The 25,071-nt window shown below is 68.7% G+C and carries 24 protein-coding genes; all 24 read right to left on the bottom strand.

All coding sequences use genetic code 11. From position 1 onward, the window contains the following. Window positions 1-7: 7 nt before the first annotated feature. The 24 genes from fmt to rpsD all read right to left on the bottom strand — a co-directional run bounded on the left by fmt (window position 8) and on the right by rpsD (window position 24,925). Window positions 8-928, bottom strand: coding sequence for a methionyl-tRNA formyltransferase (gene fmt, locus BLV49_RS14450; RefSeq protein ID WP_091186075.1), 921 nt, complete (start codon window positions 926-928; stop codon window positions 8-10). Beyond that, window positions 925-2,844: a primosomal protein N' family DNA-binding protein gene (locus BLV49_RS14445; protein WP_091187393.1), complete on the bottom strand. Its 1,920-nt coding sequence runs from the start codon at window positions 2,842-2,844 to the stop codon at window positions 925-927. The genes fmt and BLV49_RS14445 overlap by 4 nt, the downstream gene beginning before the upstream one ends. Window positions 2,845-2,869: 25 nt before the next feature. Then, window positions 2,870-4,063 carry a methionine adenosyltransferase gene (gene metK / locus BLV49_RS14440; protein ID WP_091186072.1) on the bottom strand — a complete coding sequence of 398 codons (1,194 nt, stop codon included), beginning with the start codon at window positions 4,061-4,063 and terminating at the stop codon, window positions 2,870-2,872. An 83-nt stretch (window positions 4,064-4,146) separates the two neighbouring features. Then, window positions 4,147-4,404 (bottom strand): DNA-directed RNA polymerase subunit omega, encoded by a 258-nt coding sequence (rpoZ, locus tag BLV49_RS14435; protein WP_091186069.1) that lies wholly within the window; start codon window positions 4,402-4,404, stop codon window positions 4,147-4,149. 8 nt (window positions 4,405-4,412) lie between these two features. Continuing rightward, a complete protein-coding gene (gmk, locus tag BLV49_RS14430) occupies window positions 4,413-5,384 on the bottom strand; it encodes a guanylate kinase (protein ID WP_091186065.1) in 972 nt (323 codons plus the stop codon). Next, window positions 5,377-6,228 (bottom strand): orotidine-5'-phosphate decarboxylase, encoded by an 852-nt coding sequence (pyrF, locus tag BLV49_RS14425; RefSeq protein ID WP_091186061.1) that lies wholly within the window; start codon window positions 6,226-6,228, stop codon window positions 5,377-5,379. The genes gmk and pyrF overlap by 8 nt, the downstream gene beginning before the upstream one ends. Further along, window positions 6,225-9,500, bottom strand: coding sequence for a carbamoyl-phosphate synthase large subunit (carB, locus tag BLV49_RS14420; protein ID WP_091186057.1), 3,276 nt, complete (start codon window positions 9,498-9,500; stop codon window positions 6,225-6,227). The genes pyrF and carB overlap by 4 nt, the downstream gene beginning before the upstream one ends. Next, on the bottom strand, window positions 9,500-10,684 hold the full coding sequence (gene carA / locus BLV49_RS14415; RefSeq protein WP_176980857.1) for a glutamine-hydrolyzing carbamoyl-phosphate synthase small subunit: 1,185 nt from the start codon (window positions 10,682-10,684) through the stop codon (window positions 9,500-9,502). The genes carB and carA overlap by 1 nt, the downstream gene beginning before the upstream one ends. Beyond that, on the bottom strand, window positions 10,681-11,205 hold the full coding sequence (locus BLV49_RS14410; protein ID WP_091186051.1) for a PH-like domain-containing protein: 525 nt from the start codon (window positions 11,203-11,205) through the stop codon (window positions 10,681-10,683). The genes carA and BLV49_RS14410 overlap by 4 nt, the downstream gene beginning before the upstream one ends. Beyond that, the gene (locus BLV49_RS14405; RefSeq protein WP_091186048.1) at window positions 11,198-12,526 is read right to left on the bottom strand and encodes a dihydroorotase; all 1,329 of its coding nucleotides are present in this window, start codon (window positions 12,524-12,526) and stop codon (window positions 11,198-11,200) included. The genes BLV49_RS14410 and BLV49_RS14405 overlap by 8 nt, the downstream gene beginning before the upstream one ends. Continuing rightward, window positions 12,523-13,476, bottom strand: coding sequence for an aspartate carbamoyltransferase catalytic subunit (locus BLV49_RS14400; RefSeq protein WP_091186044.1), 954 nt, complete (start codon window positions 13,474-13,476; stop codon window positions 12,523-12,525). Before BLV49_RS14400 ends, BLV49_RS14405 begins: the two co-directional genes overlap by 4 nt. After that, entirely contained in the window at window positions 13,476-14,009 is a 534-nt protein-coding gene (gene pyrR / locus BLV49_RS14395) for a bifunctional pyr operon transcriptional regulator/uracil phosphoribosyltransferase PyrR (protein WP_091186041.1), read from the bottom strand. Before pyrR ends, BLV49_RS14400 begins: the two co-directional genes overlap by 1 nt. Window positions 14,010-14,099: 90 nt before the next feature. Further along, window positions 14,100-14,519: a transcription antitermination factor NusB gene (gene nusB, locus BLV49_RS14390; RefSeq protein ID WP_091186037.1), complete on the bottom strand. Its 420-nt coding sequence runs from the start codon at window positions 14,517-14,519 to the stop codon at window positions 14,100-14,102. Then, complete coding sequence (gene efp / locus BLV49_RS14385) at window positions 14,519-15,082, bottom strand: elongation factor P (RefSeq protein ID WP_091186033.1); 564 nt, start codon at window positions 15,080-15,082, stop codon at window positions 14,519-14,521. The genes nusB and efp overlap by 1 nt, the downstream gene beginning before the upstream one ends. Window positions 15,083-15,183: 101 nt before the next feature. Then, window positions 15,184-15,612, bottom strand: coding sequence for a type II 3-dehydroquinate dehydratase (locus tag BLV49_RS14380; RefSeq protein WP_091186029.1), 429 nt, complete (start codon window positions 15,610-15,612; stop codon window positions 15,184-15,186). A 17-nt stretch (window positions 15,613-15,629) separates the two neighbouring features. After that, window positions 15,630-16,706 carry a 3-dehydroquinate synthase gene (gene aroB, locus BLV49_RS14375; RefSeq protein WP_091186027.1) on the bottom strand — a complete coding sequence of 359 codons (1,077 nt, stop codon included), beginning with the start codon at window positions 16,704-16,706 and terminating at the stop codon, window positions 15,630-15,632. Next, window positions 16,703-17,194 (bottom strand): shikimate kinase, encoded by a 492-nt coding sequence (locus BLV49_RS14370; RefSeq protein ID WP_091187387.1) that lies wholly within the window; start codon window positions 17,192-17,194, stop codon window positions 16,703-16,705. The genes aroB and BLV49_RS14370 overlap by 4 nt, the downstream gene beginning before the upstream one ends. Window positions 17,195-17,225: 31 nt before the next feature. Then, window positions 17,226-18,434, bottom strand: coding sequence for a chorismate synthase (aroC, locus tag BLV49_RS14365; protein WP_091186023.1), 1,209 nt, complete (start codon window positions 18,432-18,434; stop codon window positions 17,226-17,228). Window positions 18,435-18,491: 57 nt separating this feature from the next. Beyond that, window positions 18,492-19,343 carry a shikimate dehydrogenase family protein gene (locus BLV49_RS14360; RefSeq protein WP_091186019.1) on the bottom strand — a complete coding sequence of 284 codons (852 nt, stop codon included), beginning with the start codon at window positions 19,341-19,343 and terminating at the stop codon, window positions 18,492-18,494. After that, window positions 19,343-20,761: an endolytic transglycosylase MltG gene (gene mltG, locus BLV49_RS14355; protein ID WP_091186016.1), complete on the bottom strand. Its 1,419-nt coding sequence runs from the start codon at window positions 20,759-20,761 to the stop codon at window positions 19,343-19,345. Before mltG ends, BLV49_RS14360 begins: the two co-directional genes overlap by 1 nt. A gap of 6 nt (window positions 20,762-20,767) precedes the next feature. After that, entirely contained in the window at window positions 20,768-21,238 is a 471-nt protein-coding gene (gene ruvX, locus BLV49_RS14350; RefSeq protein WP_176980897.1) for a Holliday junction resolvase RuvX, read from the bottom strand. An 11-nt stretch (window positions 21,239-21,249) separates the two neighbouring features. Continuing rightward, entirely contained in the window at window positions 21,250-23,907 is a 2,658-nt protein-coding gene (alaS, locus tag BLV49_RS14345) for an alanine--tRNA ligase (protein WP_091186005.1), read from the bottom strand. Window positions 23,908-23,941: 34 nt separating this feature from the next. Continuing rightward, window positions 23,942-24,175: a hypothetical protein gene (locus tag BLV49_RS14340; RefSeq protein WP_091186000.1), complete on the bottom strand. Its 234-nt coding sequence runs from the start codon at window positions 24,173-24,175 to the stop codon at window positions 23,942-23,944. Window positions 24,176-24,301: 126 nt separating this feature from the next. Then, a complete protein-coding gene (gene rpsD, locus BLV49_RS14335) occupies window positions 24,302-24,925 on the bottom strand; it encodes a 30S ribosomal protein S4 (RefSeq protein WP_091185997.1) in 624 nt (207 codons plus the stop codon). Between the last annotated feature and the right edge of the window lie 146 nt (window positions 24,926-25,071).

The following is a 25,071-nucleotide window of genomic DNA, read 5'->3' as shown; positions in this document are numbered from 1 at the left end:
ACTCTCCCTACTCGGCGCGAAGCTCGCGCCCGCGCTGTCCGCGCCACCAGTCGGCGGCTGCCATCGCGGCCTTCCCGGCCGGCTGCACGCGCTCGAGAACGAGCGGCTCCGTCGCCGTGCCGACGAGCACGACGCCGTCGGCCTCGCCGAACTCCCCCGGCTCGAGCGCGGGCGTCCGCGGGCCGGGTCGGCCCATGGCGTGGATCTTGAACCGCGCGCCGGCGACAGTGGTGTGCGCGCCGGGCTCCGGCGTGACGCCGCGGAAGCGGTTGTAGATCTGCTCGGCGTCCTTGGTCCAGTCCAGCCGTGCGTCCTCCAAGGTCAGCTTGTGGGCGTAACTCTCGGCACCCTGCTGCGGGCGGGGCTCCGCGTTGCCCGCGGCGATGCGCTCGACGGCCTCGAGCACGCTCGCGGTTCCGGAGCGGGAGAGCCGGTCGAGGAGCTGGCCGGCGGTCTCGTCGGGACCGATCGTCTCGGTGGCCGCAGTCCACACGTCGCCGGCGTCGAGGGCGGGAACGAGCTGGAAGACGGTGACCCCGATGCTCGCGTCGCCGTTGATGAGCGCGCGCTGGACGGGAGCGGCGCCACGCCAGGCGGGAAGCGCGGAGAAGTGCAAGTTGATCCAGCCGTGGCGGGGTGTCGACAAGAGCGGTTCGCGAACGAGTCCGCCGTAGGCGACGATGACGCCGAGTTCGGGACGCAGCTCGGCGATGCGGGCGGTCACGGCGTCATCGAGCCGGTTGGCTTTGACGAGCGGAAGGCCCAGTTCGCTCGCGCGGGCGGCGACGAGTGAGGGGGTGAGCACGCGCTTGCGTCCAAGCGGGGCGTCTTCTCGAGTGACGACAGCGACGATGTCGTGTCCGGCATCGTGCAGCGCATCAAGCGAGGGGACGGCGACGGCGGGAGTGCCGGCGAAGACGATTCTCATTGCAGGATCTCCGTTTCGTCGAATCTGATCCGCAGGCTCGGCGGCGGACGGTAGCCGCCCTTCGCCGCGGGCGTGCGGCGGCGTGTGGTCGTGTTGGCGATGATCGCGGCCCGCATGGCGGCCGCGAGAGCGGCGCCCTTCGCATAGTCGAAGCGCACAACCGACCGTACACCGCCGTCGGGCAGCTCGGTCGGGCCGAGCACGTCGCGGTAGAGCGCCGGATCGACGCCGTCGATGGCGCGCTCCACGGCGCTGAGGTCTCCGCTCACCGAGGCGGTGCGCACGGCGGGCGGAAACGCCAGCTCCCGACGGTCGGCGAGTTCGGCGGCCGCGAACGACTCGGGGGTCCACGTCGCGAGCGCCTGACCGAGCCGGCCGCCGACTCCGACGAGCACGACGGGTGCTCGGGGCGCGCTGAGGGCCGCGGCGTTCGCCCACCAGCGCAAGCAGTCCATGGCGATGCTGAGCGCCTCGCGGGCGAGCATCCGCTCGCCGTCGAGGAGCAGGATCGCGTGGTAGCCGCCGTCGGCCACCGGTTCGGCTCCCCGCGTCGCGACGACGAGCGCCGGCCGGGCGGGAACCCGTTCGACGCGATGCTCGCCGTCGGAGGTGACGACCATCGTGCCGGGGAATGCTCGACCGAGCTCCTCGGTCGTCCGCCCCGTGCCGCGCGTGACGAGGCGGAGCTGTGTTGCGCCGCACTCGTCGCACGCCCATCCCGCCTGGATGGCGCCGCACAGGGCACAGCTCGGGGCTGCTCCCGCCGAGCGGATGCCGAGCGGGCCGTGGCACGTTCGACAGCGTGCGGCGGTGTGGCAGCGCTGGCAAGCGACGACGGGGGCGTATCCCGGGCGCGAAACCTGCACGAGAACGGGGCCGTGCGCGAGCGCCTCGCGTGCGGCGCGCCACGCCGCCGAGGGGATGCGCGCGGTCTCGCCCGTCTGTGCGGGGTCGCTGAGAATGACGCGGGGACTTGTGGTCCGTGCCGGTTCGACGGCGGTGAGCCAGCCCAGTTCGACGAGGCGCTGCGCCTCGACGCTGCGGGTGTGCCCGGCGAGGATCAGCGCGCACCCGCTGTCCTCCTGCCGGATGAGCGCGGCGTCGCGTGTGTGCACATACGGGGCGAGGGGCTCGGCGTGGAGATCGTCGGCGTCGTCCCAGACCAGAATGAGGCCAAGCTCGGCGGCCGGCGCGTAGATGGTCGAGCGGTTGCCGATGATCACGCGAGGGCCGGGTCGCAGGCACTCGAGGAAGGCGCGGTAGCGTTCGGCGGCGCTCTGCCGCGCGTCGAGGCGAGATACCGCGTGCGCGGGAACGCAGTCCGCCAAGGCGGACTGCAGCTGGTCCTGATCGCGGTAGTCGGGCACGCAGACGATCGTGCTCCTGCCCGTCGCGAGCACGCGAGCCGCGAGCTGGGCGACCGTCGCCGCCCAGCGTCCGACGGTGACGCCCGCGTCCGTCTCGGCGAGCGTCGGGATGGCGGACAGCGCCGAGCGCGTTCCCGGGGCGGTGAGCCGGTCAGGGTCGGCGTAGCCCTCGACGGCGGGCGGTTCGATGGAGAGGGGCTTCGGCTCCTCGGCCGCGAGCCACGCCTTCTCGACGCGCACGTGTCGTTTGGGCACGGCGAGCCGCACGATGTCACTCGCGGTGCCTGCCGCCCTGTCGGCGGCGCGGCGGGCGAGTCGCCAGACTTCGGGAGTGAGAACTGGGATCGGAGACACCAGCTCGTCGATCGCGCTCAGCTGCCCGTCGAAATCGCTCTGCTCGGCGAGCTCGATTACGTATGCGTCGGCGCGTCGCCCGCCGCTGCGCAGCGGCACGCGCACGCGGGCGCCGACGACGATATCGTCGACCAGGTGATCGGGGATCGCGTAGTCGAAGGGGTGGTCGAGAGCCGGGACGGGCGAGTCGATCATCACCCGGGCGACGCGGGCGGTCACGTCAGAGTCCGGCTGCGGCCCGCAGGTCGTCGGCGCGTCCGGTCTGCTCCCACGTGAAGTCGGGCAGCTCTCGGCCGAAGTGACCGTATGCCGCCGTCTGCGCGTAGATGGGGCGCAGCAGGTCGAGCTCGTCGATGATGGCGGCCGGGCGGAGGTCGAAGACCTCGTTGATAGCGGCGACGATGCGTTCGTCGGAGACGCGCCCGGTGCCGAAGGTCTCGACGTACAGTCCGACGGGCGATGCCTTGCCAATCGCGTACGCAACCTGAACTTCGAGCCGGTCGGCGAGTCCGGCGGCGACGGCGTTCTTCGCGACCCAGCGCATCGCGTATGCCGCGGAGCGGTCGACCTTCGACGGATCCTTGCCGCTGAACGCCCCGCCGCCGTGGCGTGCGGAGCCGCCGTACGTGTCGATGATCACCTTGCGACCGGTCAGTCCGGCGTCGCCCTTCGGGCCGCCGATGGTGAACGTGCCGGTCGGGTTGATGTACTGCTGGTAGTCGGAGATGTCGAGGTCGAGCGGCGCGAGGACGGGGCGGATCACGTGCTCGGCGACGTCCGCGCGCAGCTGCTCCGTGCTCACGTTCGGCGCGTGCTGTGTCGAGAGCACGATCGTCTTGACGGCGCGGGGCACGTCGCCCTCGTAGCCGACCGTCACTTGCGTCTTCCCGTCCGGCCGCAGGTAGTCGAGCTCGCCGCTCTTCCGCACGTACGAGAGCCGCTCTGAGAGCCGGTGCGCGATCCACACGGGCATCGGCATGAGCTGCGGCGTCTCACGCGTGGCGTAGCCGAACATGATGCCCTGGTCCCCCGCGCCCTGCCGGTCATAGGCGTCCCCCGAGGACTGCTCACGCGCCTCGAACGCGTCGTTGACGCCCTGGGCGATGTCGGGCGACTGCGCGCCGATCGAGATGGACACGCCGCACGAGTCCGCGTCGAAACCGGCCTCGCTCGAGGTGTAGCCGATGCCCCGGATGACATCGCGCACGATGGCGGGGATCTCGACGTAGCCGGAGGTCGAAACCTCACCGGCCACGTGCACGAGGCCCGTCGTGACGAGCGTCTCGACGGCGACGCGGCTGCGCGGATCGGCCGCGATGAGCGCATCGAGGATGCTGTCGGAGATCTGGTCGCAGATCTTGTCCGGGTGCCCCTCTGTGACGGATTCAGAGGTGAAGAGTCGCAGCTGCGTCATTTGGGGTCCCTACGGTGTCGTGTCGGCACATGAAAATGTCGGTGGTTCCAGCGTGGGCTGCACCACCGACATTCGCTCGGTTGCTACTCGGACAGCGGGCGCAGAACCAGCTTGTCCTCGTTGATCTCGTGCAGGGCAACCGAGAGGGGCTTGTCCTCGACGGTGGAGTCGACGAGCGGGCCGACGTTGTCGAACAGGCTTCCCTCGTGAAGGTCAGCGTAGTAGTCGTTGATCTGACGCGCACGCTTGGACGCGAAGATGACGAGCTGGTACTTCGAGTCGACCTTCGACAGCAGGTCGTCGATCGGCGGGTCAATGATTCCCTTGAGCTTGTCGGCCATAGGTGTAGTCACACTCCTCGTGTGGTCGTTGCGGCGTTGGATGCTGCTGCGGGGTTCGCCCGGCGGGGGCTCCGGCCGCGAGTCTTTATCAATTCTACGACTTCCTGGGCCGCTTCGGCGACGTCACCGTTAACGACGCGGAAGTCGAACTCGTCTTGGGAGGCCAGCTCGAGCTTCGCGGTCTCGAGTCGACGGGCGCGTTCCTCGGCTCCTTCCGTGCCGCGACCGACGAGGCGGCGCACGAGCTCGTCCCAGCTGGGCGGGGCGAGGAACACGAGCGTCGCCTCCGGCATGCGCTCTCGCACCTGCCGCGCGCCCTGCAGGTCGATCTCGAGGAGAACGCTGTTTCCCGACGCGAGCGCCTGCTCGATCGGGCCGCGCGGTGTGCCGTACCGGTACGAGTTGTGCACGGTCGCGTACTCGAGCAGCTCGTCGTCGGCGACGAGCCGATCGAAGCCGCTGTCGTCGACGAAGAAGTAGTTGATGCCCTCGATCTCGCCCGGCCGGGGAGGTCGAGTCGTCGCGGACACGCTCAGGAGAACGTCGGGATGGTGGTCGCGGATGTAGGACGCGACCGTTCCCTTCCCCACGGCGGTCGGCCCGGCGAGCACGACGAGCCGGCTCCGGCGACGCGACCGGTTGATGGATTCGCGCGTGCCGAGGAACTCGGACAGACGCTCCCGCTGGTGCACGCCGAGTCCGCCGATGCGCTTGGAGCGGGAGATGTGCAGCTCGTCGAGAATCCGCTCGAGCTTGGTGACGCCGATGGCGGGCACGCTGATCAGGAGATCGGTGACGCGAAGTCGGCCCTCGACTCCCTCGGGGTCGGCGAGGCCCGCGCGCAGCACGTCGAGGGCCGAGCGACGCCCGGCTGCGACGTCGGCCTTCACGGCGGCGCGAGCCCGTCGCGCGGCAACGGCGGCGCGGGACGCGGCGACTCTGTCTACCTCGGGCGGACGCCGATGCGACGGTTCAGACAAAGCACTTCCTCACTTCTTCGGCGCGGTGCGCGGCCATGCTCGCGAGCTCTTGGGGCCCGGCTGACAGGATACTGCGGGATTCGCTCACGATCACTCCGGCAGCCAGCCTGCCGAACACGGACGGCGCGTCCTCGAGGCGGGCGCCCTGGTGGCCGAAGCCCGGCGCGAGCACCGGGAGAACGGGCGAATGCGGCGTCTCGGTGTCGAGGCCGAAGGCGGAAAGCGACTGCGTGGCGCCGATGACGACGCCCGCGGAGCCCACCCTGCGCTCCGCACCGTTCGTGCCGTTCCAGCGGCTGACGCCCGCGAGCACGTCGGCCGACACGGTGTCGCCCGACCGCGTGCGCGCGTGCTGCACCGTCGCGGCCTCCGGATTCGAGGTCGCGGCGAGCACGAACACGCCCTTTCCTGCTGCATCGGCCGTCGCGAAGGCGTCCTCGAGCGTCCCCACCCCGAGATAGGGGTTCAGCGTCATGGCGTCCACCTCGAGCGGTGAGCCCGGCGTCAGCCAGGCTGACGCGTAGCCCGCCATGCTCGAGCCGATCTCGCCGCGCTTGACGTCGCCGATCACGAGAAGTCCGGCAGCGCGAGCCGCCGCGAGAACGTCCTCGAGCGCCGCGTAGCCGGCCGAGCCGAAGCGTTCGAAGAACGCGACTTGCGGCTTGACGATTCCCACGGCGCCGGTGGCGGCATCCACACACCTCAACCCGAACTCGCGCGCCCCGGCAGCCGTGTCGGGCAGCCCCCACGACTCGAGCAGGTAGGCGTGCGGGTCGATGCCAAGGCACAGCCTGCCGCTCGAGTAGAAGGCGCGCTCGAGGCGTGCGCCGAAGCGCTCGGTCATCCGGCGAGCTCCCGCTGGCGCTGGTACTCCTGCAGGCTCGTCACCTGGAAGCCTTCGCGCACGGCGGTGAGCGAGGCGACAGCGGCCGAGAGCTCCGCGACGGTCGTGAAGATCGGCTTGTCGGCGGCGACTGTCGCGGCGCGGATCTCGTAGCCGTCCGCGCGGGCTGAGCCGCCGCTCGGGGTGTTCACGACGATGTCGATCTCGTTGCGGTCGATCAGGTCGACGACGGTCTCGCCGCCCTCGCTGACCTTGCGAACCGTGCGGGCCTTGATTCCGTACCGGGTCAGAACCCGCGAGGTGCCCTCTGTCGCGAGGATGTCGAAGCCGAGCTCCTGCAGGCGCAGAACGGGAAGCACGATCGAGCGCTTGTCCTGGTCCGACACCGAGACGAAAACGGTGCCCTCAAGAGGAAGGCCGCCGTAAGCGGCATCCTGGCTCTTCGCGAACGCCGTCGGGAAGTCCTTGTCGATGCCCATGACCTCGCCCGTCGAGCGCATCTCGGGGCCGAGCACGGAGTCGACGATCGTGCCTTCCTTCGTGCGGAAGCGCTTGAACGGCAGCACGGCCTCCTTCACGGCGACGGGCGAGTCGATCGGCACGTGCGATCCGTCCGTCGCGGGCAGCAGGCCCGAGTCGATCAGCTCGGCGATGCTGGAGCCGGTCATGATGAGCGACGCGGCCTTCGCAAGCGGGATGCCGAGCGCCTTCGACACGAACGGCACGGTGCGGGACGCGCGCGGGTTCGCCTCAAGCACGTAGAGCACGCCCTGGCCGATCGCGAACTGCACATTGAGCAGCCCCTGCACGCCGATGCCTTCGGCGATCGCGCGGGTCGCGTCGCGCACGGCGTCGATCTGCACATTGCCGAGCGTCACGGGCGGGAGCGTGCAGCTCGAGTCCCCGGAGTGGATGCCGGCCTCTTCGATGTGCTCCATGATTCCGCCGATGTACAGCTGCTCGCCGTCGTAGAGGGCGTCGACGTCGATCTCGATGGCGTCGTCGAGGAAACGGTCGACGAGAAGCGGGTGCTCCGGCCCGACGATGCCCTGACCGGCGATGCGCGCGAAGTAGTCGTGCAGCGCGTCTCGGTCGTAGACGATCTCCATGCCGCGGCCGCCGAGGACGAAGCTCGGGCGCACGAGCACCGGGTAGCCGATCTCATCGGCGACGCGGATGGCGCCCTCCTCGTCGATCGCGGTGCCGTTGCGGGGCGAGAGGATGCCGGCGTTCTCGAGGATCTGCGCGAACTGTCCACGCTCCTCCGCCGTGTCGATGGCCTCCGGCGTCGTGCCGAGAATCGTGACGCCGTTCGCCTTGAGGCCCTTCGCGAGGCTCAGCGCCGTCTGCCCGCCGAGCTGCACGATAACGCCGACGAGCTCGCCGGAGCGGGACTCCGCGTCGATGACCTCGAGGACGTCCTCGAGCGTGAGCGGCTCGAAGTACAAGCGGTCGCTCGTGTCGTAGTCGGTCGAAACGGTCTCGGGGTTGCAGTTGATCATGATCGTCTCGAACCCCGCGTCGTGCAGGGCGAACGAGGCGTGCACGCAGGAGTAATCGAACTCGACGCCCTGACCGATGCGGTTGGGGCCCGACCCGAGGATCACGACCTTGCGGCGATCGCTCGGCGTCACCTCGGTCTCCTGGTCGTAGCTCGAGTAGTGGTACGGCGTGAGCGCCGGGAACTCGCCCGCGCACGTGTCGACGGTCTTGAACACCGGCCGCACGCCGAGGATGTGGCGCACTTCGCGCACCTGATCCTCGGCGAAGCCGCGCAGCTGACCGATCTGGGCGTCGGAGAAGCCGTGGTTCTTCGCGGCCCGCATGACGGTGCCGTCGAGCATCGGCGCGGCCTTGATGTACTCGGCGACCTGGTTGATGAGAACGATCTGGTCGATGAACCACGGGTCGATCTTCGTCGCGTCGAACACCTGCTTCGCCGTCGCGCCCTTGCGCAGCGACTGCTGCACGAGGACCATGCGGCCGTCGGTCGGCGTCGCGATGAGCGTGAGCAGCTCGTCGGCGGTGCGCTCCTCCTCGAGCCAGTGGAACGAGGAGCCGCGCTTCTCGAGAGAGCGCAGTGCCTTCTGCAGCGCCGTCGCATAGTTGCGGCCGATCGCCATGGCCTCGCCCACCGACTTCATGGTGGTCGTGAGCGTCGGGTCGGCGGCAGGGAACTTCTCGAACGCGAACCGCGGCACCTTCACGACCACGTAGTCGAGCGTCGGCTCGAAGCTGGCCGGAGTGACCTGCGTAATGTCGTTCGGGATCTCGTCGAGCCGGTACCCGATGGCGAGCTTGGCCGCGATCTTCGCGATCGGGAAGCCCGTCGCCTTCGATGCGAGGGCGCTCGAGCGCGACACGCGCGGGTTCATCTCGATGACGATGACGCGGCCGTCGGCCGGGTCGACGGCGAACTGGATGTTGCAGCCGCCCGTGTCCACGCCGACGGCGCGGATGATGTCGATGCCCACATCGCGCAGCTTCTGGTACTCGCGGTCGGTGAGGGTGAGCGCCGGCGCGACGGTGATCGAGTCTCCCGTGTGCACGCCGACGGGGTCGACGTTCTCGATGGAGCAGACCACGACCGTGTTGTCGGCCGCGTCCCGCATGAGCTCGAGCTCATACTCCTTCCAGCCGAGGATCGACTCCTCGAGCAGCACCTCGTGGGTAGGGCTCTGGTGGATGCCGTCGCCGACGATCCGCACGAGCTCCTCTTCCGTGTAGGCGAAGCCCGAGCCGAGGCCGCCCATCGTGAACGACGGGCGCACGACGAGCGGGTAGCCCAGGTCCTTCGCGTACTCCTTGGCCTGATCGACGCTCGTCGCAATGTAGGAGCGGGCGACGTCGGCGCCGCATTCGATCACGAGGTCCTTGAACGCCTGCCGGTCCTCGCCCTTCTGGATGGCTTCGAGGTTCGCGCCGATGAGCTCGACGTCGTACTTCTCGAGAATGCCGTGCTCGTGCAGCTGAACGGCCGCGTTGAGCGCGGTCTGCCCGCCGAGGGTGGGGAGGATCGCGTCGGGCTTCTCCTTCGCGATGATCGTCTCGATGACCTGCCACGTGATGGGCTCGACGTAGGTCGCATCGGCGAAGTCGGGGTCGGTCATGATCGTGGCGGGGTTCGAGTTGACGAGGATGACGCGCACGCCTTCCTCGCGCAGCACGCGGCAGGCCTGCGTGCCCGAGTAGTCGAACTCGCACGCCTGGCCGATGACGATCGGGCCGGAGCCGATCACAAGGACGCTGTTGATGTCTTCGCGCTTCGGCATTAGTTGTTGTCTCCTGCGTTGTTCGAGCTGTCGGTGTCGGCGCGCTTCGCCACGATCATGTCGCGGAAGCGGTCGAAGAGGTATCGGGCGTCGTGCGGACCGGCCGCGGACTCAGGGTGGTACTGCACGCTGAACGCGGGGATGTCGAGGCAGTTGAGGCCCTCGACCACGTTGTCGTTGAGGTCGTAGTGGCTGACCTCGACACGGCCGAAGCCCTCACTGGACTCGCTGATCCCCTCGATCGGCGCGTCGACGGCGAAGCCGTGGTTGTGCGCCGTGATCTCCACTCGGCCGGTGCTCTTGTCGAGCACCGGCTGGTTGATGCCGCGGTGACCGAACGGCAGCTTGTAGGTGGGGAAGCCGAGCGCGCGGCCGAGCAGCTGGTTGCCGAAGCAGATGCCGAAGTACGGCACGTCGGCGCGGAGCACCTCACGGAGCAACTCGACGTGGCGGTCGGAGGCACCCGGGTCGCCGGGGCCGTTGGAGTAGAAGAGCGCGTCGGGCCCCAGCTCGAGGATCTGCGCCGCGTCGACGTTCTGCGGCAGCACGTGCACGTCGAAGCCGCGCTCGGCGAGGTAGTTGAGGGTCGAGGTCTTCACGCCAAGGTCGAGCACGGCGACGGAGCCGATGCGCTCGCCAACCGCGGGCAGCGTGTACGTCTCGGCGGTCGACACCGTGGCCGAGAGGTTGAGCCCCGACATCTGAGCGCCTTCGCGCACCACCTGCAGCTGCTCGGAGTCGCTGAGGCGCAGCTCCTCGCCCGAGAAGATGCCGGAGCGCATCGCGCCGGCGGAGCGGATGTGCCGGGTCACGGCGCGCGTGTCGACATTGCTGATTCCCACGATCCCGTCGGTCGCGAGCGCCTGGTCGAGGCTCTCCTCGGCGCGGAAGTTCGACACCACGCGGGACGGGTCGCGCACGACGTAGCCGGCGACCCAGATCTTTCCGGATTCCATGTCCTCGGTGTTCACGCCGGTGTTGCCGATGTGAGGTGCCGTCATGAGCACGATCTGACCGGCGTATGACGGGTCGGTGAGGGTCTCCTGGTACCCGGTCATGCCGGTGGAGAACACGATCTCGCCGAGCGCTCGCCCGGTCGCGCCGTAGGCGCTGCCCGTGAATCGTGTGCCGTCTTCCAGCACGAGCACGGCGGGTGATGGCGGGGTGAAGGAGGGGGATGTCATACGTTGTTCTCGCTCTCGGCGGCCGAGTCGGCCGGATATGTGGGGATCAGGTTCGTGATGGCGTCGATGACGGCGGGCTGTTCGCTCCCGTCGCGCACGCGCAGGTAGCTGTCGCAGTCGGTGCCGTCCGGCAGCGTCCAGGCCAGCAGCAGAAGGCCGTCGGCTTCGACAACGCGGTCGATCGTCATCTGGGCGGTGCGGATGCCGCGGAGCTGCCGTGCCGGAAGGAACGTCGTTCGCTCGCCGGGGATCTCGAGGGCGAGCCCGTTCGATCCGATCAGCAGTCGGGCGGCGGCGCGGTAGGCGAGGCCGGGGACGGCGAGTCGCTCCAGTGGCGCGTCGCGCTCCGTCGTGGCGACATAGAGGGTCTCGTACTCCTCGAGCACGGCGAAGTCGGCGGGCACCGAGGCGGGTGCATGGCCGGCGTCGCGCCGCGTTCGTCGTCGCCAGCCGGCCCACATGGCGGCGAAGATGACGACGACTATCGCCGCGACGATGAGGCCGGGAATGACCTTATCCACGCGCCACCTCTTCCGCGAGCTCGTGCTCGTCTCGCAGCACGCCGTCGTCGAGCGTGACGGTTCCGTTGTGGATCGTCGTGACGACGCGGCCCGGAAGCGTCCGGTCGATATACGGCGAGTTGCGGCTGCGACCTGCGAGGGACGCGGCAGTGAAGTCGGCGCGCGCGTTCTCGTCGTAGAGCACGAGGTTCGCGTGCGATCCGACCGCGATCGGCTCGCCCTGTCCGGCGAGTCGGCCGATGCGCGCGGGCGTCGCGCTGAGCACGCGCGCCACGTCGCTCCAGTCCAGTTGCCCGGCGGAGACGACCGCCTCGTGCACGACGCGAAGCGCGGACTCGAGGCCGACCATTCCGTTCGCCGCCGCGTCCCACTCGCAGTCCTTACTCTCGCTGGGATGGGGCGCGTGGTCCGTTGCGACGATGTCGATGGTGCCGTCGGCGAGAGCGGCGCGCAGCGCGTGCACGTCGTCAGCCGTGCGCAGCGGCGGATTGACCTTGAAGCGTGCGTCGTAGCCCGACACGAGGTCCTCCGTGAGCAGCAGGTGGTGGGGTGTGACCTCGGCGGTGACGGGGATCCCGCGTGCTTTCGCCCAGCGGATCACCTCGACGCTTCCCGCGGTCGACACGTGGCACACGTGCAGGCGGGACCCGACGTGTTCCGCGAGCAGCACGTCGCGCGCGATTATCGACTCCTCGGCCACGGCGGGCCAGCCCGTCAGGCCGAGCTCGCCCGAGAGCGCGCCCTCGTTCATCTGCGCGCCCTCGGTGAGCCGCGGCTCCTGAGCGTGCTGCGCGATGACGCCGTCGAACGCCTTCACGTATTCGAGAGCGCGGCGCATGAGCAGCGGGTCGGCCACGCAGAAGCCGTCGTCGGAGAAGACGCGAACCTTGGCGCGCGAGGAGGCCATGGCGCCGAGTTCGGCGAGGCGCTCTCCCTTGAGGCCGATAGTGACGGCGCCGATGGGCTGCACCGTCGCGTAGCCCGCGCGCAGTCCGAGCTCGAGCTCTTGCTCGACGACCCCGGCCGTGTCCGCGACCGGCGACGTATTCGCCATCGCGAAAACGGCGGTGAACCCGCCCGCTGCGGCCGCTTGGGTTCCCGTCAGCACGGTCTCGCTCTGCTCATAGCCGGGTTCCCGCAAGTGCGTGTGCAGGTCGACGAGACCGGGAAGGGCGAGCAGCCCGTCCGCATCGATGACGCGGGCTCCGGATGCCGAGAGACCCGTGCCGAGTTCCGCGATGCGTCCGTCGGTGACTCGGATGTCGGTGCGGGTTCCGTCGGCGAGCGTCGCGCCCGTGATGATGATGGGCTGCGTGTTCACAGGGAGTCCTCCCGGTCGCCGGACAGAAGAAGATAGAGCGCGGCCATCCTCACGGAAACTCCGTTCGTGACCTGTTCGCGCACCGTCGACTGAACTGAATCAGCAGCGAGCGAGGAGATCTCGAGTCCGCGGTTCATCGGGCCGGGGTGCATCACAATCGTACTCTGCGGCAGACGGGCGAATCGCGCGTCGTCCAGGCCCCACCGTCGTGAATACTCCCGGCTGTTCGGGAAAAACGCGTCGTGCATGCGTTCCGACTGGATTCTGAGGAGCATCACGACGTCCGGTTCGCCGCGGAGAACCTCGTCGAGATCGTAGGAGATCCGCACGGGCCAGCCCGACACGTCGACGGGCAGGAGCGTCGGAGGCGCGACGAGTGTGACGTGCGCGCCGAGCGTCGAGAGCAGCCACACGTTCGAGCGCACGACTCGCGAGTGCAGGATGTCGCCCACGATCACGACGTGCATTCCGTTGAGGTCGCGGGCACGGCTTGCCGATCCGTGCGCTCGCTTGCGCATCGTGAACGCGTCGAGCAGCGCCTGAGTGGGGTGCTCGTGCGTCCCGTCGCCCGCGTTGAGCACTCCGGCGCTGATCCAGCCGCTTGAGGCGAGGGTGCGCGGAGCGCCGGAGGCGCTGTGCCGGATGACGACGGCGTCGGCGCCCATGGCCTCGAGGGTCTGGGCGGTGTCCTTGAGGCTCTCGCCCTTCGACACGCTCGAGCCCTTCGCACTGAAGTTGATGACGTCGGCCGAGAGCCGCTTCGCCGCGGCCTCGAACGAGATGCGCGTGCGCGTCGAGTCCTCGAAGAAGAGGTTGACGACGGCCTTGCCGCGCAGCGTGGGGAGCTTCTTCACCTCGCGCTGCTGGGTGGCGGCCATGTCCTCAGCGACGTCGAGCAGGCCGATGGCCTCGTCGTAGCCGAGGGTCTTGGTGCTGAGCAGGTGGCGCATCAGTTCGCGCCGCCTTCGATCGTCACTGCCTCTTCCCCGTCGAGCTCGCTCAGGAGCACGTTGATCCGCTCGGCCTGCGATGACGGCAGGTTCTTGCCGACGAAGTCGGGCCGGATCGGCAGTTCGCGGTGGCCGCGGTCAATGAGGGTCGCGAGGCGCACGATCGCGGGTCGACCGATGTCGCTGAGCGCGTCGAGAGCGGCGCGGATCGTGCGACCGGAGTACAGCACGTCGTCCACGAGCACGACGGTCGCTCCCTCGATGCCGCCTCCGGGGATCGAGGTCGGGGCGGGCGCACGGGTGGGGTGCCGATCGAGATCGTCTCGGTACATCGTCACGTCGAGTGCGCCGACCCGCACGGGCTGTCCGGAGATGTCGCGGATGTGACCGGCGATGCGATCGGCGAGTGGCACGCCGCGAGTGGGGATGCCGAGGATGACGAGTCCTTCGGGTCCGCGATTGGACTCGAGGATCTCATGAGCGATGCGGGTCAGGGCCCGCGCGATGTCTGCTTGCTGCAACACGATGCGCATGCCGAATGCAGACTCCCTTCTCCGCCTCACAGGACGGCCTTAAAGGTGTCGTTTGTTCGATCGTACCGCACCCGAATGCGGGTGCCCGACTCAGGCGACCCCGGCGGCTTCGGCGATCTTCCCCAGCAGCCCGTTGACGAAGCCCGCCGATTCGTCCGTCGACAGCGTCTTGGCCGACTCGACGGCCTCGTTGATGGCGACACCCGTCGGGATCTCCGGGTTGAACAGGAGCTCCCACACGCCGATGCGCAGCACGGCGCGATCCACGACGGGCATGCGCTCGAGCGTCCAGCCCTGCGCGTACGTCTCGATCTGCTCGTCGATCTCGGCCTGGTGGTCGATGACGCCGTCGACGATCTCTCGCGCGTACAGCCAGGACGCCTCGCGGGCGGGCTCACTTGCGGCGCGCTTCGCTTCCGCCGTGAGCGCCTCTCGCACGGCGATGCTGCGCACGTCGGCGCTGTACAGGATGTCGATGGCGCGCTTGCGCGCTTTTGACCGTGCGCTCACTAGTCGTTGACGCGGCCGAGGTAGTCGCCCGTGCGGGTGTCGACCTTGACCTTCGTGCCCGTCTCGAGGAACAGCGGAACCTGGATCTCGTAGCCGGTCTCGACGGTCGCCGGCTTGGTTCCGCCGGTCGAGCGGTCGCCCTGCAAGCCGGGCTCGGTGTAGGTGATCTCCAGAACGACGGATGCCGGGAGCTCGACGTACAGCGGGTTGCCGTTGTTCATGGCGATCGTTATCGACTGGTTCTCGAGCATGAAGTTGGCGGCGTCGCCGACGATGGACGCGGGAACCGTGATCTGGTCGTAGTCCGACTGGTCCATGAACACGAAGCCGTCGCCGTCGTTGTACAGGTAGGTGTAGTCGCGGCGGTCGACGTTCTCGAACTCGACCTTCGCGCCCGCGTTGTAGGTCTTGTCGACGGTCTTGCCCGTGACGACGTTCTTGAGCTTCGTGCGGACGAAGGCGCCGCCCTTGCCCGGCTTGACGTGCTGGAACTCGATGACGCTCCACAGCTGGCCGTCGATGTTGAGGACGGCGCCGTTCTTGATGTCAGCAGTTGATGCCATAGAAATGGATTCCGTTCAGATGGAAGATGAGCGGCCGATTGCGACCCGAGGAGACAGTTTACCGTCTCCCGCTCGAGGGCGCGGCACACGCCCGCGCGGGCTCAGCGGAGCAGCTGGCTGAGCGCGAGGCGGTACGAGTCGAAGCCGAACCCGGCGATGACGCCGCTTGCGACGGGAGAGAGCACGCTCGTGTGGCGGAACTCCTCGCGAGCGTGCGGGTTGGAGATGTGCACTTCGATGACGGGCACCCCTGCCGCGACGGTCATCGCGACGGCGTCGCGCACGGCGTACGAGTAGTGCGTCCACGCTCCCGCATTGAGGATCACGGGCGAGCCTGTGTCGATGGCCTCGTGCAGCCAGCCGGTGAGCTCGCCTTCGTGCTCGGTCTGCCGCACCTCGACGCTGTGGCCGGGCGCGTCGGAGGCCAGCAGATCGGCGAGATCGGCGAGCGTGCGCGACCCGTAGACGTCGGGCTCCCGGGTCCCGAGGCGGCCGAGGTTCGGGCCGTTGAGCACGAGAACGTTTGTCATGTCACCGAGCTTAGGGCTTACGAGGCGATTTCCTGGTACGCCGAGAACAGCAGCGACTGGTCGGGCGCGCGCAGGACGGTCGGGCGGGCGATGTCGTCGAGCACGATGAAGCGCAGCATCCCGGCCCTGGCCTTCTTGTCGCGCTGCATCGTCGCGAGCAGCGTGTTCCACCGGCCGAGCGGGTACTCCATCGGCAGGGTCAAGGCGCCGAGCACGGAGCGGTGCCGGTCGACCGCCGCGTCGCTGAGCCGACCGGCGAGGCGGGAGAGCTCGGCGGCGTACACCATTCCGACGGAGATGGCCGCGCCGTGCCTCCACTGGTAGCGCTCCGCGTGCTCGATCGCGTGACCGAGCGTGTGGCCGTAGTTCAGGATCTCGCGCAGGCCCTGCTCGGTGAAGTCCTCGGAGACGACGCGCGCCTTGAGACCGATCGAGAGCTCGACGACGCGACGGAACTGCTCCGTCGTCGGGTCGGTGGCGCGGTCGGTGTCGGCCTCGATGATGTCGAGGATCTCCGGCTCGCCGATGAAGCCGCACTTCGCGATCTCCGCGAATCCGGCGAGGATCTCGTTGCGCGGCAGCGGCGTGAGAGCATCGAGGTCGGCGATGACCGCGCGGGGTGCGTGGAACGCGCCGACCAGGTTCTTCCCCTCGGCCGTGTTGATGCCGGTCTTCCCGCCGACGGAGGCGTCGACCATGCCGAGAACGGTCGTGGGGATCTGGATGAGCTCGACGCCGCGCAGCCACGTCGCGGCCACGAAGCCCGCGAGGTCTGTGACGGCCCCGCCGCCGAAGCCGATCACGGCGTCCGTGCGCGTGAAGTCGGCTTGCCCCATGATCTGCCAGCAGAATGCCGCCACTTCGACCCGTTTGCCCGCCTCCGCGTCCGGGATCTCGGCCAAGAGCACCTGGCGGTCGCCGGCGAGGGACTCCCGCAATTCGGCGGCTGCGACGGCGAGCGTCGGCGGGTGCACGATGAGCACCTTCGCGGCAGAGGGGCTGAGCGCCTCCCCCACCGACGTGCGGATGCCGCGGCCGACCGCGACATCGTATGGCGCGGCTCCTGTGACGGTGATGCGAGTGGTCTGGGTCATGGCGTGGCCTCCGGGTTTCTGCCGCGCGCCCACGCGGCGATGTCTTGAGCGATGTGCGTGATCGGCCGGGCTGACGTGTCGAACGTCACGCTCGCGAGCCGTTCGTAGATGCCCTTCCGCTCGGCGAAGATCTTCTCCCACGCCTCCGGACCGTCCTTGAGCAGGGGCCGCTTGCTCGTGTCCATGCGCGCGAGGACGGCGCGGGAGTCGACAGTGAGGTACACGACGCGGTGAGCGGCGAGGGCGTCCTGGGTGGCGGGGTCGAGGACGGCGCCTCCGCCGAGGGAGACGACGGCGCGCTCGGCGAGGGCCTCGGCGACGGCTTCGCGCTCGAGTTGCCGGAAGCGCGCCTCGCCGTCGTTCTCGAAGATCGCGGTGATGGGACCGTGCTCCGCGACGATGCGCTTGTCCGTGTCGATGAACGGCACGCCGAGCAGCTTCGCGACCCGCTTGCCGAGGCGCGTCTTGCCCGAGCCCATCGGGCCCATGAACACGATTGGAAGCTCGAACTCCGCCACGTCAGCCGTCGGAGCGGGAGGCGTGCGCCGTGTGAAGCGTCGCCGGGATGGCTGCGAGGTAGGCGTCGAGGTTGCGTTTCGTCTCCGGCAGCGAATCGCCGCCGAACTTCTCGAGGATCGCGTCGGCGACGGTGAGAGCCACCATGGCCTCCGCGACGACGCCGGAGGCGGGAACGGCGCACACGTCGGAACGCTGGTGGTGCGCCGTGGCCTCCTCCCCCGTGGAGACGTCGATCGTGCGCAGCGCACGCGGCACCGTCGCGATGGGCTTCATGCCGGCGCGCACGCGCAGCACGGTTCCCGTCGACATTCCGCCCTCGGTGCCGCCTGCGCGGTCGGAGGCACGGTAGATCTCGCCGTCGAGCGGGTACAGCTCGTCGTGCGCTTCGGAGCCGCGCCGTGTTGTCGTCGTGAAGCCGTCGCCGACTTCGACGCCCTTGATGGCCTGGATGCTCATGAGCGCTTGCGCGAGCCGGCCGTCGAGGCGGCGGTCCCACTGCACGTGCGAGCCGAGCCCGGGCGGGAGATTGTAGGCGAGCACTTCGACGACGCCGCCGAGCGTGTCCCCTGCCTTCTTCGCGTCATCGACCTCGGCGACCATGCGCGCGCTCGTCGCGGCGTCGAAGCACCGCAGCGGATCGGCGTCGAGCGCGTCGACGTCATCGGCCGTCGGCAGGGCGGCGCCGTCCGGCACGCGCACGGGGCCGATGGCGAGCGTGTGGCTGACGAGTCGGATGCCGAGCTCGCCGAGGAACGACTTCGCGACGGCGCCGAGCGCGACGCGGGCGGCCGTCTCGCGAGCGCTCGCGCGCTCGAGGATCGGACGAGCGCTGTCGAAGCCGTACTTCTGCATGCCGACGAGATCCGCGTGCCCGGGCCGCGGCCGCGTCAGCGGAGCGCCCCGCCCGCGCGACTTCTCGGTCTGCTCGGTGGGCTCGGCGTTCATCACCTCGGCCCACTTCGGCCATTCGGTGTTTCCCACGCGGATCGCGACGGGGCTGCCGATCGAGAGCCCCTGCACGACTCCGCCCGACAGGTTGAGCTCATCCTGCTCGAACTTCATTCGGCTGCCGCGGCCGTAGCCGAGCTTGCGGCGAGCGAGATCGGCGCGAATCGCGTCGATCGAGACGGGGACGCCCGCAGGCAGACCCTCCAGGAGCGCAATGAGTTCCGGACCGTGAGATTCTCCGGCCGTGAGCCAACGAAGCATACTGCTATCTTTCCACAGCCGCGCGGGCCGGACGCTCCGTGTGACCGCCGCCGCGCGCTATGCGCGCATGAGCCCGTCCGCGGGGAGGTCGACGGCGGCGAGCATGGCGTGCAGCACCGCGGCTTCGTCGGGAAGCGGCGTGCCCGTGTCGCCGGCGTCGAAGATGCGCACTTGCAGGAGCGCCTGGTGCACGAGCATCGCCAGTCCGTTCAGGACCCGGCCGGATGCCGCGTGCCATTCGCGGGCGAGCGCGCTCGGCCACGGGCTGTAGGCGACGTCGAGCAGGAGCGCGTGGCGGCGGCTCGGCGCGGTGTAGTGCTCCGGCGCGTCGACGCCGCCGGGCAGCGTCGATATCACGAGCTCGTGCTCGAGGCTGCGCTCCTCGACGTCGAAGCGACGGATCGCGGCATCCACCCCGAGCTGTGACGCGAGCCGCTGGATGTGAGCGGCTCGCTCGGGCGCGCGCACCGCCACCTCGACGTTCGAGGCGCCGAGCCGCTCGGCGGCGAGCAGAGCGGATGCCGCTGTCGCTCCGCCGCCCAGGACGAGGACACTCTGCGGCGCCCGCAGGCCGGCCGCGTTCACGGCGCGCGCGATGCCCTCGACGTCGGTGTTGAACCCGAGCACCCGCCCATCGGCGAAGCGGAGAGTGTTGACCGCGCCCGTGGCGGCTGACGCGTCGTCGACGGGCTCGGAGAGCGCGAACGCGGCGTTCTTGAGCGGCATCGTGAGCGAAAGTCCCCGCCACGACGAGTCAAGGCCCCCGACGAAGCCGGCGAGCTGGTCGGCGACGAGCTCGGCCGAGCCGTACTCCCAGTCGCGACCGAGAACCCGGTACGCGGCTCGATGCAGGGCGGGTGACTTCGAATGGGCGATCGGCGAGCCGAGGACGGCCAGCTGGTCGACCATCAGCAGCCCTTGCCCGGATTCTCCTTGCACCAGGTGCGCAGCTGGGCGACGGCCTTCTCGTGCTGCGCGTGCGTCGTGGAGAACACGGTCTCCCCGGTGGAGAGGTTCACGGTGACGAAGTAGAGCCAGTCTCCCGCTGCCGGGTGCGTCGCCGCCTCGATCGCGAGATCGCCGGGGTTCGAGATCGGCCCGACCGGCAGACCCTTGCGCTTGTACGTGTTCCACGGGTTGTCCGACTCGAGCGCTTCCTTGCTCGACCAGACCGAGTCCGTTCCCGCGTTCACGCCGTACTGCGCCGTCGAGTCCATCTGCAGGAGCATGTCCTTGTCGAGGCGGTTCTCGATCACGCGCGAGACCTTGTAGAAATCCGCGTCGACGCGCGCTTCGCGCTGCACGATCGAAGCGATCGTGAGCACGCGCTCCCGATCATCCTTCGCGACTCCCGCGTCATCGAGCGACTTGACGGTGCGGTCAACGAGCGTCTGGATGACGCTCTCCGCCGTCGCGTCCGGCTGGAACGTGTACAGGGCGGGGAACAGCCAGCCCTCGATCGAGGGTGCGGTCGACGGAACGCCGTACTGCGTCGGATCCTTCACGGCGGCGCGGAAGTCCTCGAGGGAGATGTCCGTTGAGTCGGCGAGGATCTGCAGCACCGACTCCCCCGTCAGCCCCTCTCGGATGAGCGCCGTGTTCTCGACGCGGCTTGCCGGGTCCAGCAGCAGGTCGAGAGCGCTCTTCGCGCTCATCTTCTTCTTCAGCTTGTACGTTCCCGGCTGGAACGTCGGCTCCGGCTTGGTCTGGAGCAGCAGTTTGTAGAACGCTTCGGAGGTCATGGTGACACCCTCGGCTGCGAGCGTCTTCGCGATGTCGTTGCCCGTGTCGCCTTCGCTGATGACGATGTAGGTCTCGCCGCTGCCGGAGCCTTCGTAGTCGGTGGGCTCCTGCATGCCGACGACGGCGCGGATCTGAGGCTCGAACGTCTTCCAGACGTAGAATCCGCTGGCGACGATCGCGCCGATGACGACGATCGTGAGAGTGACCCAGAGCCAGCGATGTCCGGAGCGCTTCTTCTCCTCGCCGGGAGGCTGTGTGCGCCGGCGCCGTTCGGATCGATCCGTCGGCTCGGACTCGCCGAGGAGCAGATCGAACGAGGGAGTCGTGGTGGCGGGCCGCGACGGGTCCGCGGGAGCCGCGTCGTGCGCCCTGCCGTCCTCGCTCGCGTTTCCTGCGGCGAGCGAGCTCTGCTCCGCGTTCTCGGCGTCCGCCGCTTCGCCTTCCCCGTTTTCGACGTTCGTCGAACCGGTTTCCGCGGCGGCCTGAGCGCGTCGTCGGGCGGCGCGTCGCGACAGGGGCTGCTCGGGCTCGTCGTCGAAGAGGTGGCGAAGAGGATCGTCGTCAGTGGGGCGCTCAGGAGTCATTCGGGCTCACGATTCGGTGGTTTTCCGCACCGGTGTTCCGGCGGGAACGGTCGACGCCCTCTCGGCGTCGAGCGCGTGCTGCAGGATGATCACTGCGGCTACTTGGTCAATGATCTTACGGGAACCCTTCTGGGTTCTGCCTGACGAGCGAAGCGCGGACTGCGCCGTCACCGTCGAGAGGCGCTCGTCGACGAGCCGAACCGGGATCTCGAGCGCGTCGGCGAGCCGCTGCGCAAAGCCGACGGCGTCGTCCGTCGACGGTGTCGAACCGCCCGAGAGCGAGAGCGGCAGTCCGACCACGACCTCCACGGCGTCCTGCTCGGCGGCGATCGCGCTGATGCGGGCGACGTCTGCGGAGCCGTCGCCGTCGCGCGGGACGGTCTCGACGGGCGTCGCCAGCATGCCGTGGAAATCGCAGCGCGCGACTCCGATGCGAGCCTTGCCCACGTCGATGCCGAGGCGTACGCCCGGGCGGATGCCGCTCACGCTCAGTGCCTGAGAGCCGATACGACGGCCTCAAGCGCCGCCGGGATCGCCGTCACGTCCTGGCCGCCGCCCTGCGCCATGTCGTCCTTGCCGCCGCCTCCGCCGCCGAGCGCCTTCGCCGCATCGCGCACGAGCTGGCCGGCGCGAGCTCCGCGTTCGCGGGCCGCCTCGTTGGTGGCGACGATGATCACCGGGCGTCCGTTCACGTCCGCGATGAGCGCTGTGACGCTCGGTTCGCTGCCGAGCTGCTGCCGCACGCTCGAGACGAGACCGCGCACCTCGTCGGCGGAGCCGAGCGCGCCGAGCGACTCGGCCACGACGTGAAGGTCCGCGACGTCCATGCTCTTGGCGACCAGTTCCGGCACGCGCTGGGAGAGCGCCTTCGCCTCGTAGTCCTTGATCTTCTTCTCGGCCTGCTTGAGGTTCGCGACGAGGTCACCGATGCGGGTCGCGAGCTGGTCGCGCGGCGTCTTGAGCGAGGAGGAGAGCTCGCGCACGATGGCGCGCTCGGCGGCGAGGTCGTTGAACGCCTCCCGGCCGACGAGCGACTCCACTCGACGGTTCGTGGACCCGACGGAGGATTCGCTGACCAGGTTGATCATGCCGATCTCCGAGCTCGACGACACGTGGGTGCCCGCGCACAGCTCACGGGACCAGGGTCCGCCGATGTCGACGACGCGCACGACGTCGCCGTACTTCTCGCCGAACAGCGCCATGGCGCCCATTGACTTCGCCTCGTCGAGCGGGAGCTCGCGCGTGACGACTTCGAGGTCGTCGCGGATGGCGTTGTTCGAGATCTCCTCGATCTCGCTCAGCGTCTCGCGGGAGAGCCCCTGGTTCCAGGAGAAGTCGAGGCGAAGGTAGCCGGCCTTGTTGTAGGAGCCCGACTGGTGTGCGTTCGGCCCGAGGGTCTGCCGCAGCGCCGCGTGGATCACGTGCGTGCCCGAATGCGCCTGGCGGGCACCACGGCGGTAGTCCGCGTCCACGATGCTCGTGGCCGGCTCATCGACGGCGACGACTCCCGAGACGACCTTGACCTTGTGGCTGATGAGACCCTTCACGGGCTTCTGTACGTCCAGCACCTCGAGTTCGAACCCGTTGCCGATGATCAGACCCTTGTCGGCATCCTGACCGCCGGACTCGGCGTACAGTGCGGTCTCGGCGAGGATGATCTCGGCGACCTGGCCGGTGCGGGCGCTCGTGGCGGATTCACCGTCGACGATGATGCCGAGCACGCGGGATTCGGTCTGCAGCTCGGTGTACCCGGTGAACTGCGTCTCGCCGAGCGAGCGGAACGCGCTGTACACGCCGAGGTCGGCGAGCTGCGTCTTCTTGCTCTTCGCGTCCGCCTTCGCACGCGACTTCTGCTCGGCCATGAGCGAGTCGAATGCTTCCCGGTCGACGGAGAGCCCCGCCTCTTCCGCGACCTCGAGGGTGAGGTCGATCGGGAAGCCGTACGTGTCGTGCAGCAGGAATGCCGTGTCACCGGCGAGCACCTCGGTGCCGGCCTGCTTCGATGATGCGACGGCGAGGTCGAGGATCGTCGTTCCACCGGCGAGAGTGCGCAGGAACGTCTCCTCCTCGGCGAAGGCCGACTGGGAGATGCGGGCGTACTCGTTCTGCACTTCGGGGTATGCAGACTTCATCGCGTCGCGCGAAGCGGCGAACAGCTCGGGGAACGTCGGGCCGTCGACGCCGAGGAGCCGCATCGCGCGCACGCTTCGGCGCAGCAGACGGCGGAGGATGTAACCGCGGCCCTCGTTCGACGGCGTCACTCCGTCGCTCATGAGCATGAGCGAGGAGCGCACGTGGTCGGCGATGACGCGCATGCGCACGTCGTCGTCGTGGTCCGCGCCGTAGCGTCGACCGGAAAGCTCCGAAGCGCGGTCGAGCACCGGGCGAACCTGGTCGATCTCGTACATGTTCTCGACGCCCTGCTTGAGGAACGCCACACGTTCAAGACCCATGCCCGTGTCGATGTTCTTCTTCGGCAGCTCGCCGATGATGTCGAAATCGGTCTTGCTTCGCACGTTCTCGATCGCGTACTGCATGAACACGAGGTTCCAGATCTCGACGTAGCGATCGTCGTCCGTCGCGGGGCCGCCGTCGATGCCGTATGCGGGTCCGCGGTCGAAGAAGATCTCGGAGCACGGTCCGGCGGGTCCGGGATGTCCCGTCGACCAGTAGTTGGTGTCCTTGTCGAGCCGCTGGATGCGCTCGTCGGGCAGTCCCGCCACTCGACGCCAGATGTCGATTGCCTCGTCATCGTCCTTGTAGACGGTGACCCACAGGTCCTTCTCGTCGAAGCCGTATCCGCCGTCGCGTTCCGCCGAAGTGAGAAGCTCCCACGCGTAGCCGATCGCGCCTTCCTTGAAGTAGTCGCCGAACGAGAAGTTCCCATTCATCTGGAAGAACGTGCCGTGCCGAGGAGTCTTGCCGACTTCTTCGATGTCGTTCGTGCGGATGCACTTCTGCACGCTCGTCGCGCGCGGGTACGGAGCCGGGATGAGCCCGGTCAGGTAAGGGATGAACGGCACCATGCCGGCGATGGTGAACATCACCGTCGGGTCATCGCTCACGAGCGGCGCGCTCGGAACGACGGTGTGGCCGCGCTCGGCAAAGAAATCGAGCCAACGCTGACGGATCTCGGCAGTCTTCATGTGTCCGTTCGTTCGTATGTGGGGTTCGGCGCGGTCAGCGCTTGTTCAAGTCGTCGATCGCGGCTTCCGCGTCCTCGACGAGCGAGTCGATCGTGGAGCGAAGCTCAGCCTCGCGCTCGCGGTATGCCTCGGCGACGGTGTCGGTGAATTCGCGCATCCGCGCGTCGACTTCGGCGAAGAACTCGCGACCGCGCTGTGTCTTGTTGACCTTGTGGGCGACGACAAAGCCGACGGCGATGCCCGTGACGAGCACCAGCAGGTTCTTCATGCTCTCTCCTCGATCGGTTCCGGAAACCCCGTCAATCCTAGCCTGTGCGCGTGGACGCCCACGGGAGGCCGAGGGGCAAAACGCGAGGAGGGCCACGGCGAACCGTGACCCTCCTCGATGCTGATGTCAGCGCGCGGCGTAGTACTCGACGACGAGCTGGACTTCACACGTGACGGGGATCTCGGCACGCTTCGGGGCGCGAACGAGACGCGCCTGGAGCTTGTCGAGCTCGACCTCGAGGTAACCCGGAACCTTCGGGAGGACCTCGGCGTGACCGCCGGCGGCGGCGACCTGGAAGAGCTCGCTGCTCTCGCTGCGGCCCTTCACGTGGATGAGCTGCCCCTCCTTGACGCGGAAGGACGGGCGGTCGACGAGCTGGCCGTCGACGAGGATGTGACGGTGCACGACCATCTGACGGGCCTGAGCCGTCGTGCGGGCGAAGCCGGCACGCAGCACGAGCGCGTCGAGGCGGGTCTCGAGGATCTCGACCAGGTTCTCACCGGTCAGGCCCTGACGGCGACGAGCTTCTTCGAAGGCGATCTTGAGCTGCTTCTCACGGATGCCGTACTGGGCGCGGAGACGCTGCTTCTCACGCAGGCGGACCGCGTAGTCGGAGTCGGCCTTGCGCTTTGTGCGGCCGTGCTCACCGGGAGCGTAGGGACGCTTCTCCATGTAGCGGGCCGCCTTCGGGGTCAGTGCGACGCCGAGGGAACGGGAGAGACGCGTCTTGGAACGCGAGGTGTTCGACACGAAGGGTGTCCTTTCGATTGTTCTTCTCTAACAGTGCTTTGCAAGCGCGCGTGAGCGCACAGCAGGGCAGAGGGATCGGCCGTCGGGTCGTTCGGCTACAGAACGGATCCCATCGACAGGCGGTGATCGCGCAGCCGCACGCGGTC

The organism is Paramicrobacterium humi, assembly GCF_900105715.1.
GTDB classification, from domain to species: Bacteria; Actinomycetota; Actinomycetes; order Actinomycetales; family Microbacteriaceae; genus Paramicrobacterium; species Paramicrobacterium humi.
Note: the sequence above shows the minus strand (reverse complement) of the source record. Positions and strands in the feature narration are given on the sequence as shown.

Bases quoted from the DNA above. Each gene is read 5' to 3' on its own strand.
- efp (WP_091186033.1), bottom strand. From the start codon at position 15,082: ATGGCATCAACTGCTGACATCAAGAACGGCGCCGTCCTCAACATCGAC.
- pyrR (WP_091186041.1), bottom strand. From the start codon at position 14,009: ATGCGCATCGTGTTGCAGCAAGCAGACATCGCGCGGGCCCTGACCCGC.
- BLV49_RS14370 (WP_091187387.1), bottom strand. From the start codon at position 17,194: ATGGGCCCGATGGGCTCGGGCAAGACGCGCCTCGGCAAGCGGGTCGCG.
- BLV49_RS14340 (WP_091186000.1), bottom strand. From the start codon at position 24,175: ATGAAGAACCTGCTGGTGCTCGTCACGGGCATCGCCGTCGGCTTTGTC.
- rpoZ (WP_091186069.1), bottom strand. From the start codon at position 4,404: ATGGCCGACAAGCTCAAGGGAATCATTGACCCGCCGATCGACGACCTG.
- carA (WP_176980857.1), bottom strand. From the start codon at position 10,684: ATGACATCCCCCTCCTTCACCCCGCCATCACCCGCCGTGCTCGTGCTG.
- BLV49_RS14400 (WP_091186044.1), bottom strand. From the start codon at position 13,476: ATGCGCCACCTGCTCAGCACCAAGACCCTCGGCTACGACGAGGCCATC.
- mltG (WP_091186016.1), bottom strand. From the start codon at position 20,761: ATGACTCCTGAGCGCCCCACTGACGACGATCCTCTTCGCCACCTCTTC.
- pyrF (WP_091186061.1), bottom strand. From the start codon at position 6,228: ATGACCGAGCGCTTCGGCGCACGCCTCGAGCGCGCCTTCTACTCGAGC.
- fmt (WP_091186075.1), bottom strand. From the start codon at position 928: ATGAGAATCGTCTTCGCCGGCACTCCCGCCGTCGCCGTCCCCTCGCTT.
- metK (WP_091186072.1), bottom strand. From the start codon at position 4,063: ATGACGCAGCTGCGACTCTTCACCTCTGAATCCGTCACAGAGGGGCAC.
- carB (WP_091186057.1), bottom strand. From the start codon at position 9,500: ATGCCGAAGCGCGAAGACATCAACAGCGTCCTTGTGATCGGCTCCGGC.
- aroC (WP_091186023.1), bottom strand. From the start codon at position 18,434: ATGCTTCGTTGGCTCACGGCCGGAGAATCTCACGGTCCGGAACTCATT.
- BLV49_RS14445 (WP_091187393.1), bottom strand. From the start codon at position 2,844: ATGATCGACTCGCCCGTCCCGGCTCTCGACCACCCCTTCGACTACGCG.
- BLV49_RS14380 (WP_091186029.1), bottom strand. From the start codon at position 15,612: ATGACAAACGTTCTCGTGCTCAACGGCCCGAACCTCGGCCGCCTCGGG.
- BLV49_RS14360 (WP_091186019.1), bottom strand. From the start codon at position 19,343: ATGGTCGACCAGCTGGCCGTCCTCGGCTCGCCGATCGCCCATTCGAAG.
- alaS (WP_091186005.1), bottom strand. From the start codon at position 23,907: ATGAAGACTGCCGAGATCCGTCAGCGTTGGCTCGATTTCTTTGCCGAG.
- aroB (WP_091186027.1), bottom strand. From the start codon at position 16,706: ATGACCCAGACCACTCGCATCACCGTCACAGGAGCCGCGCCATACGAT.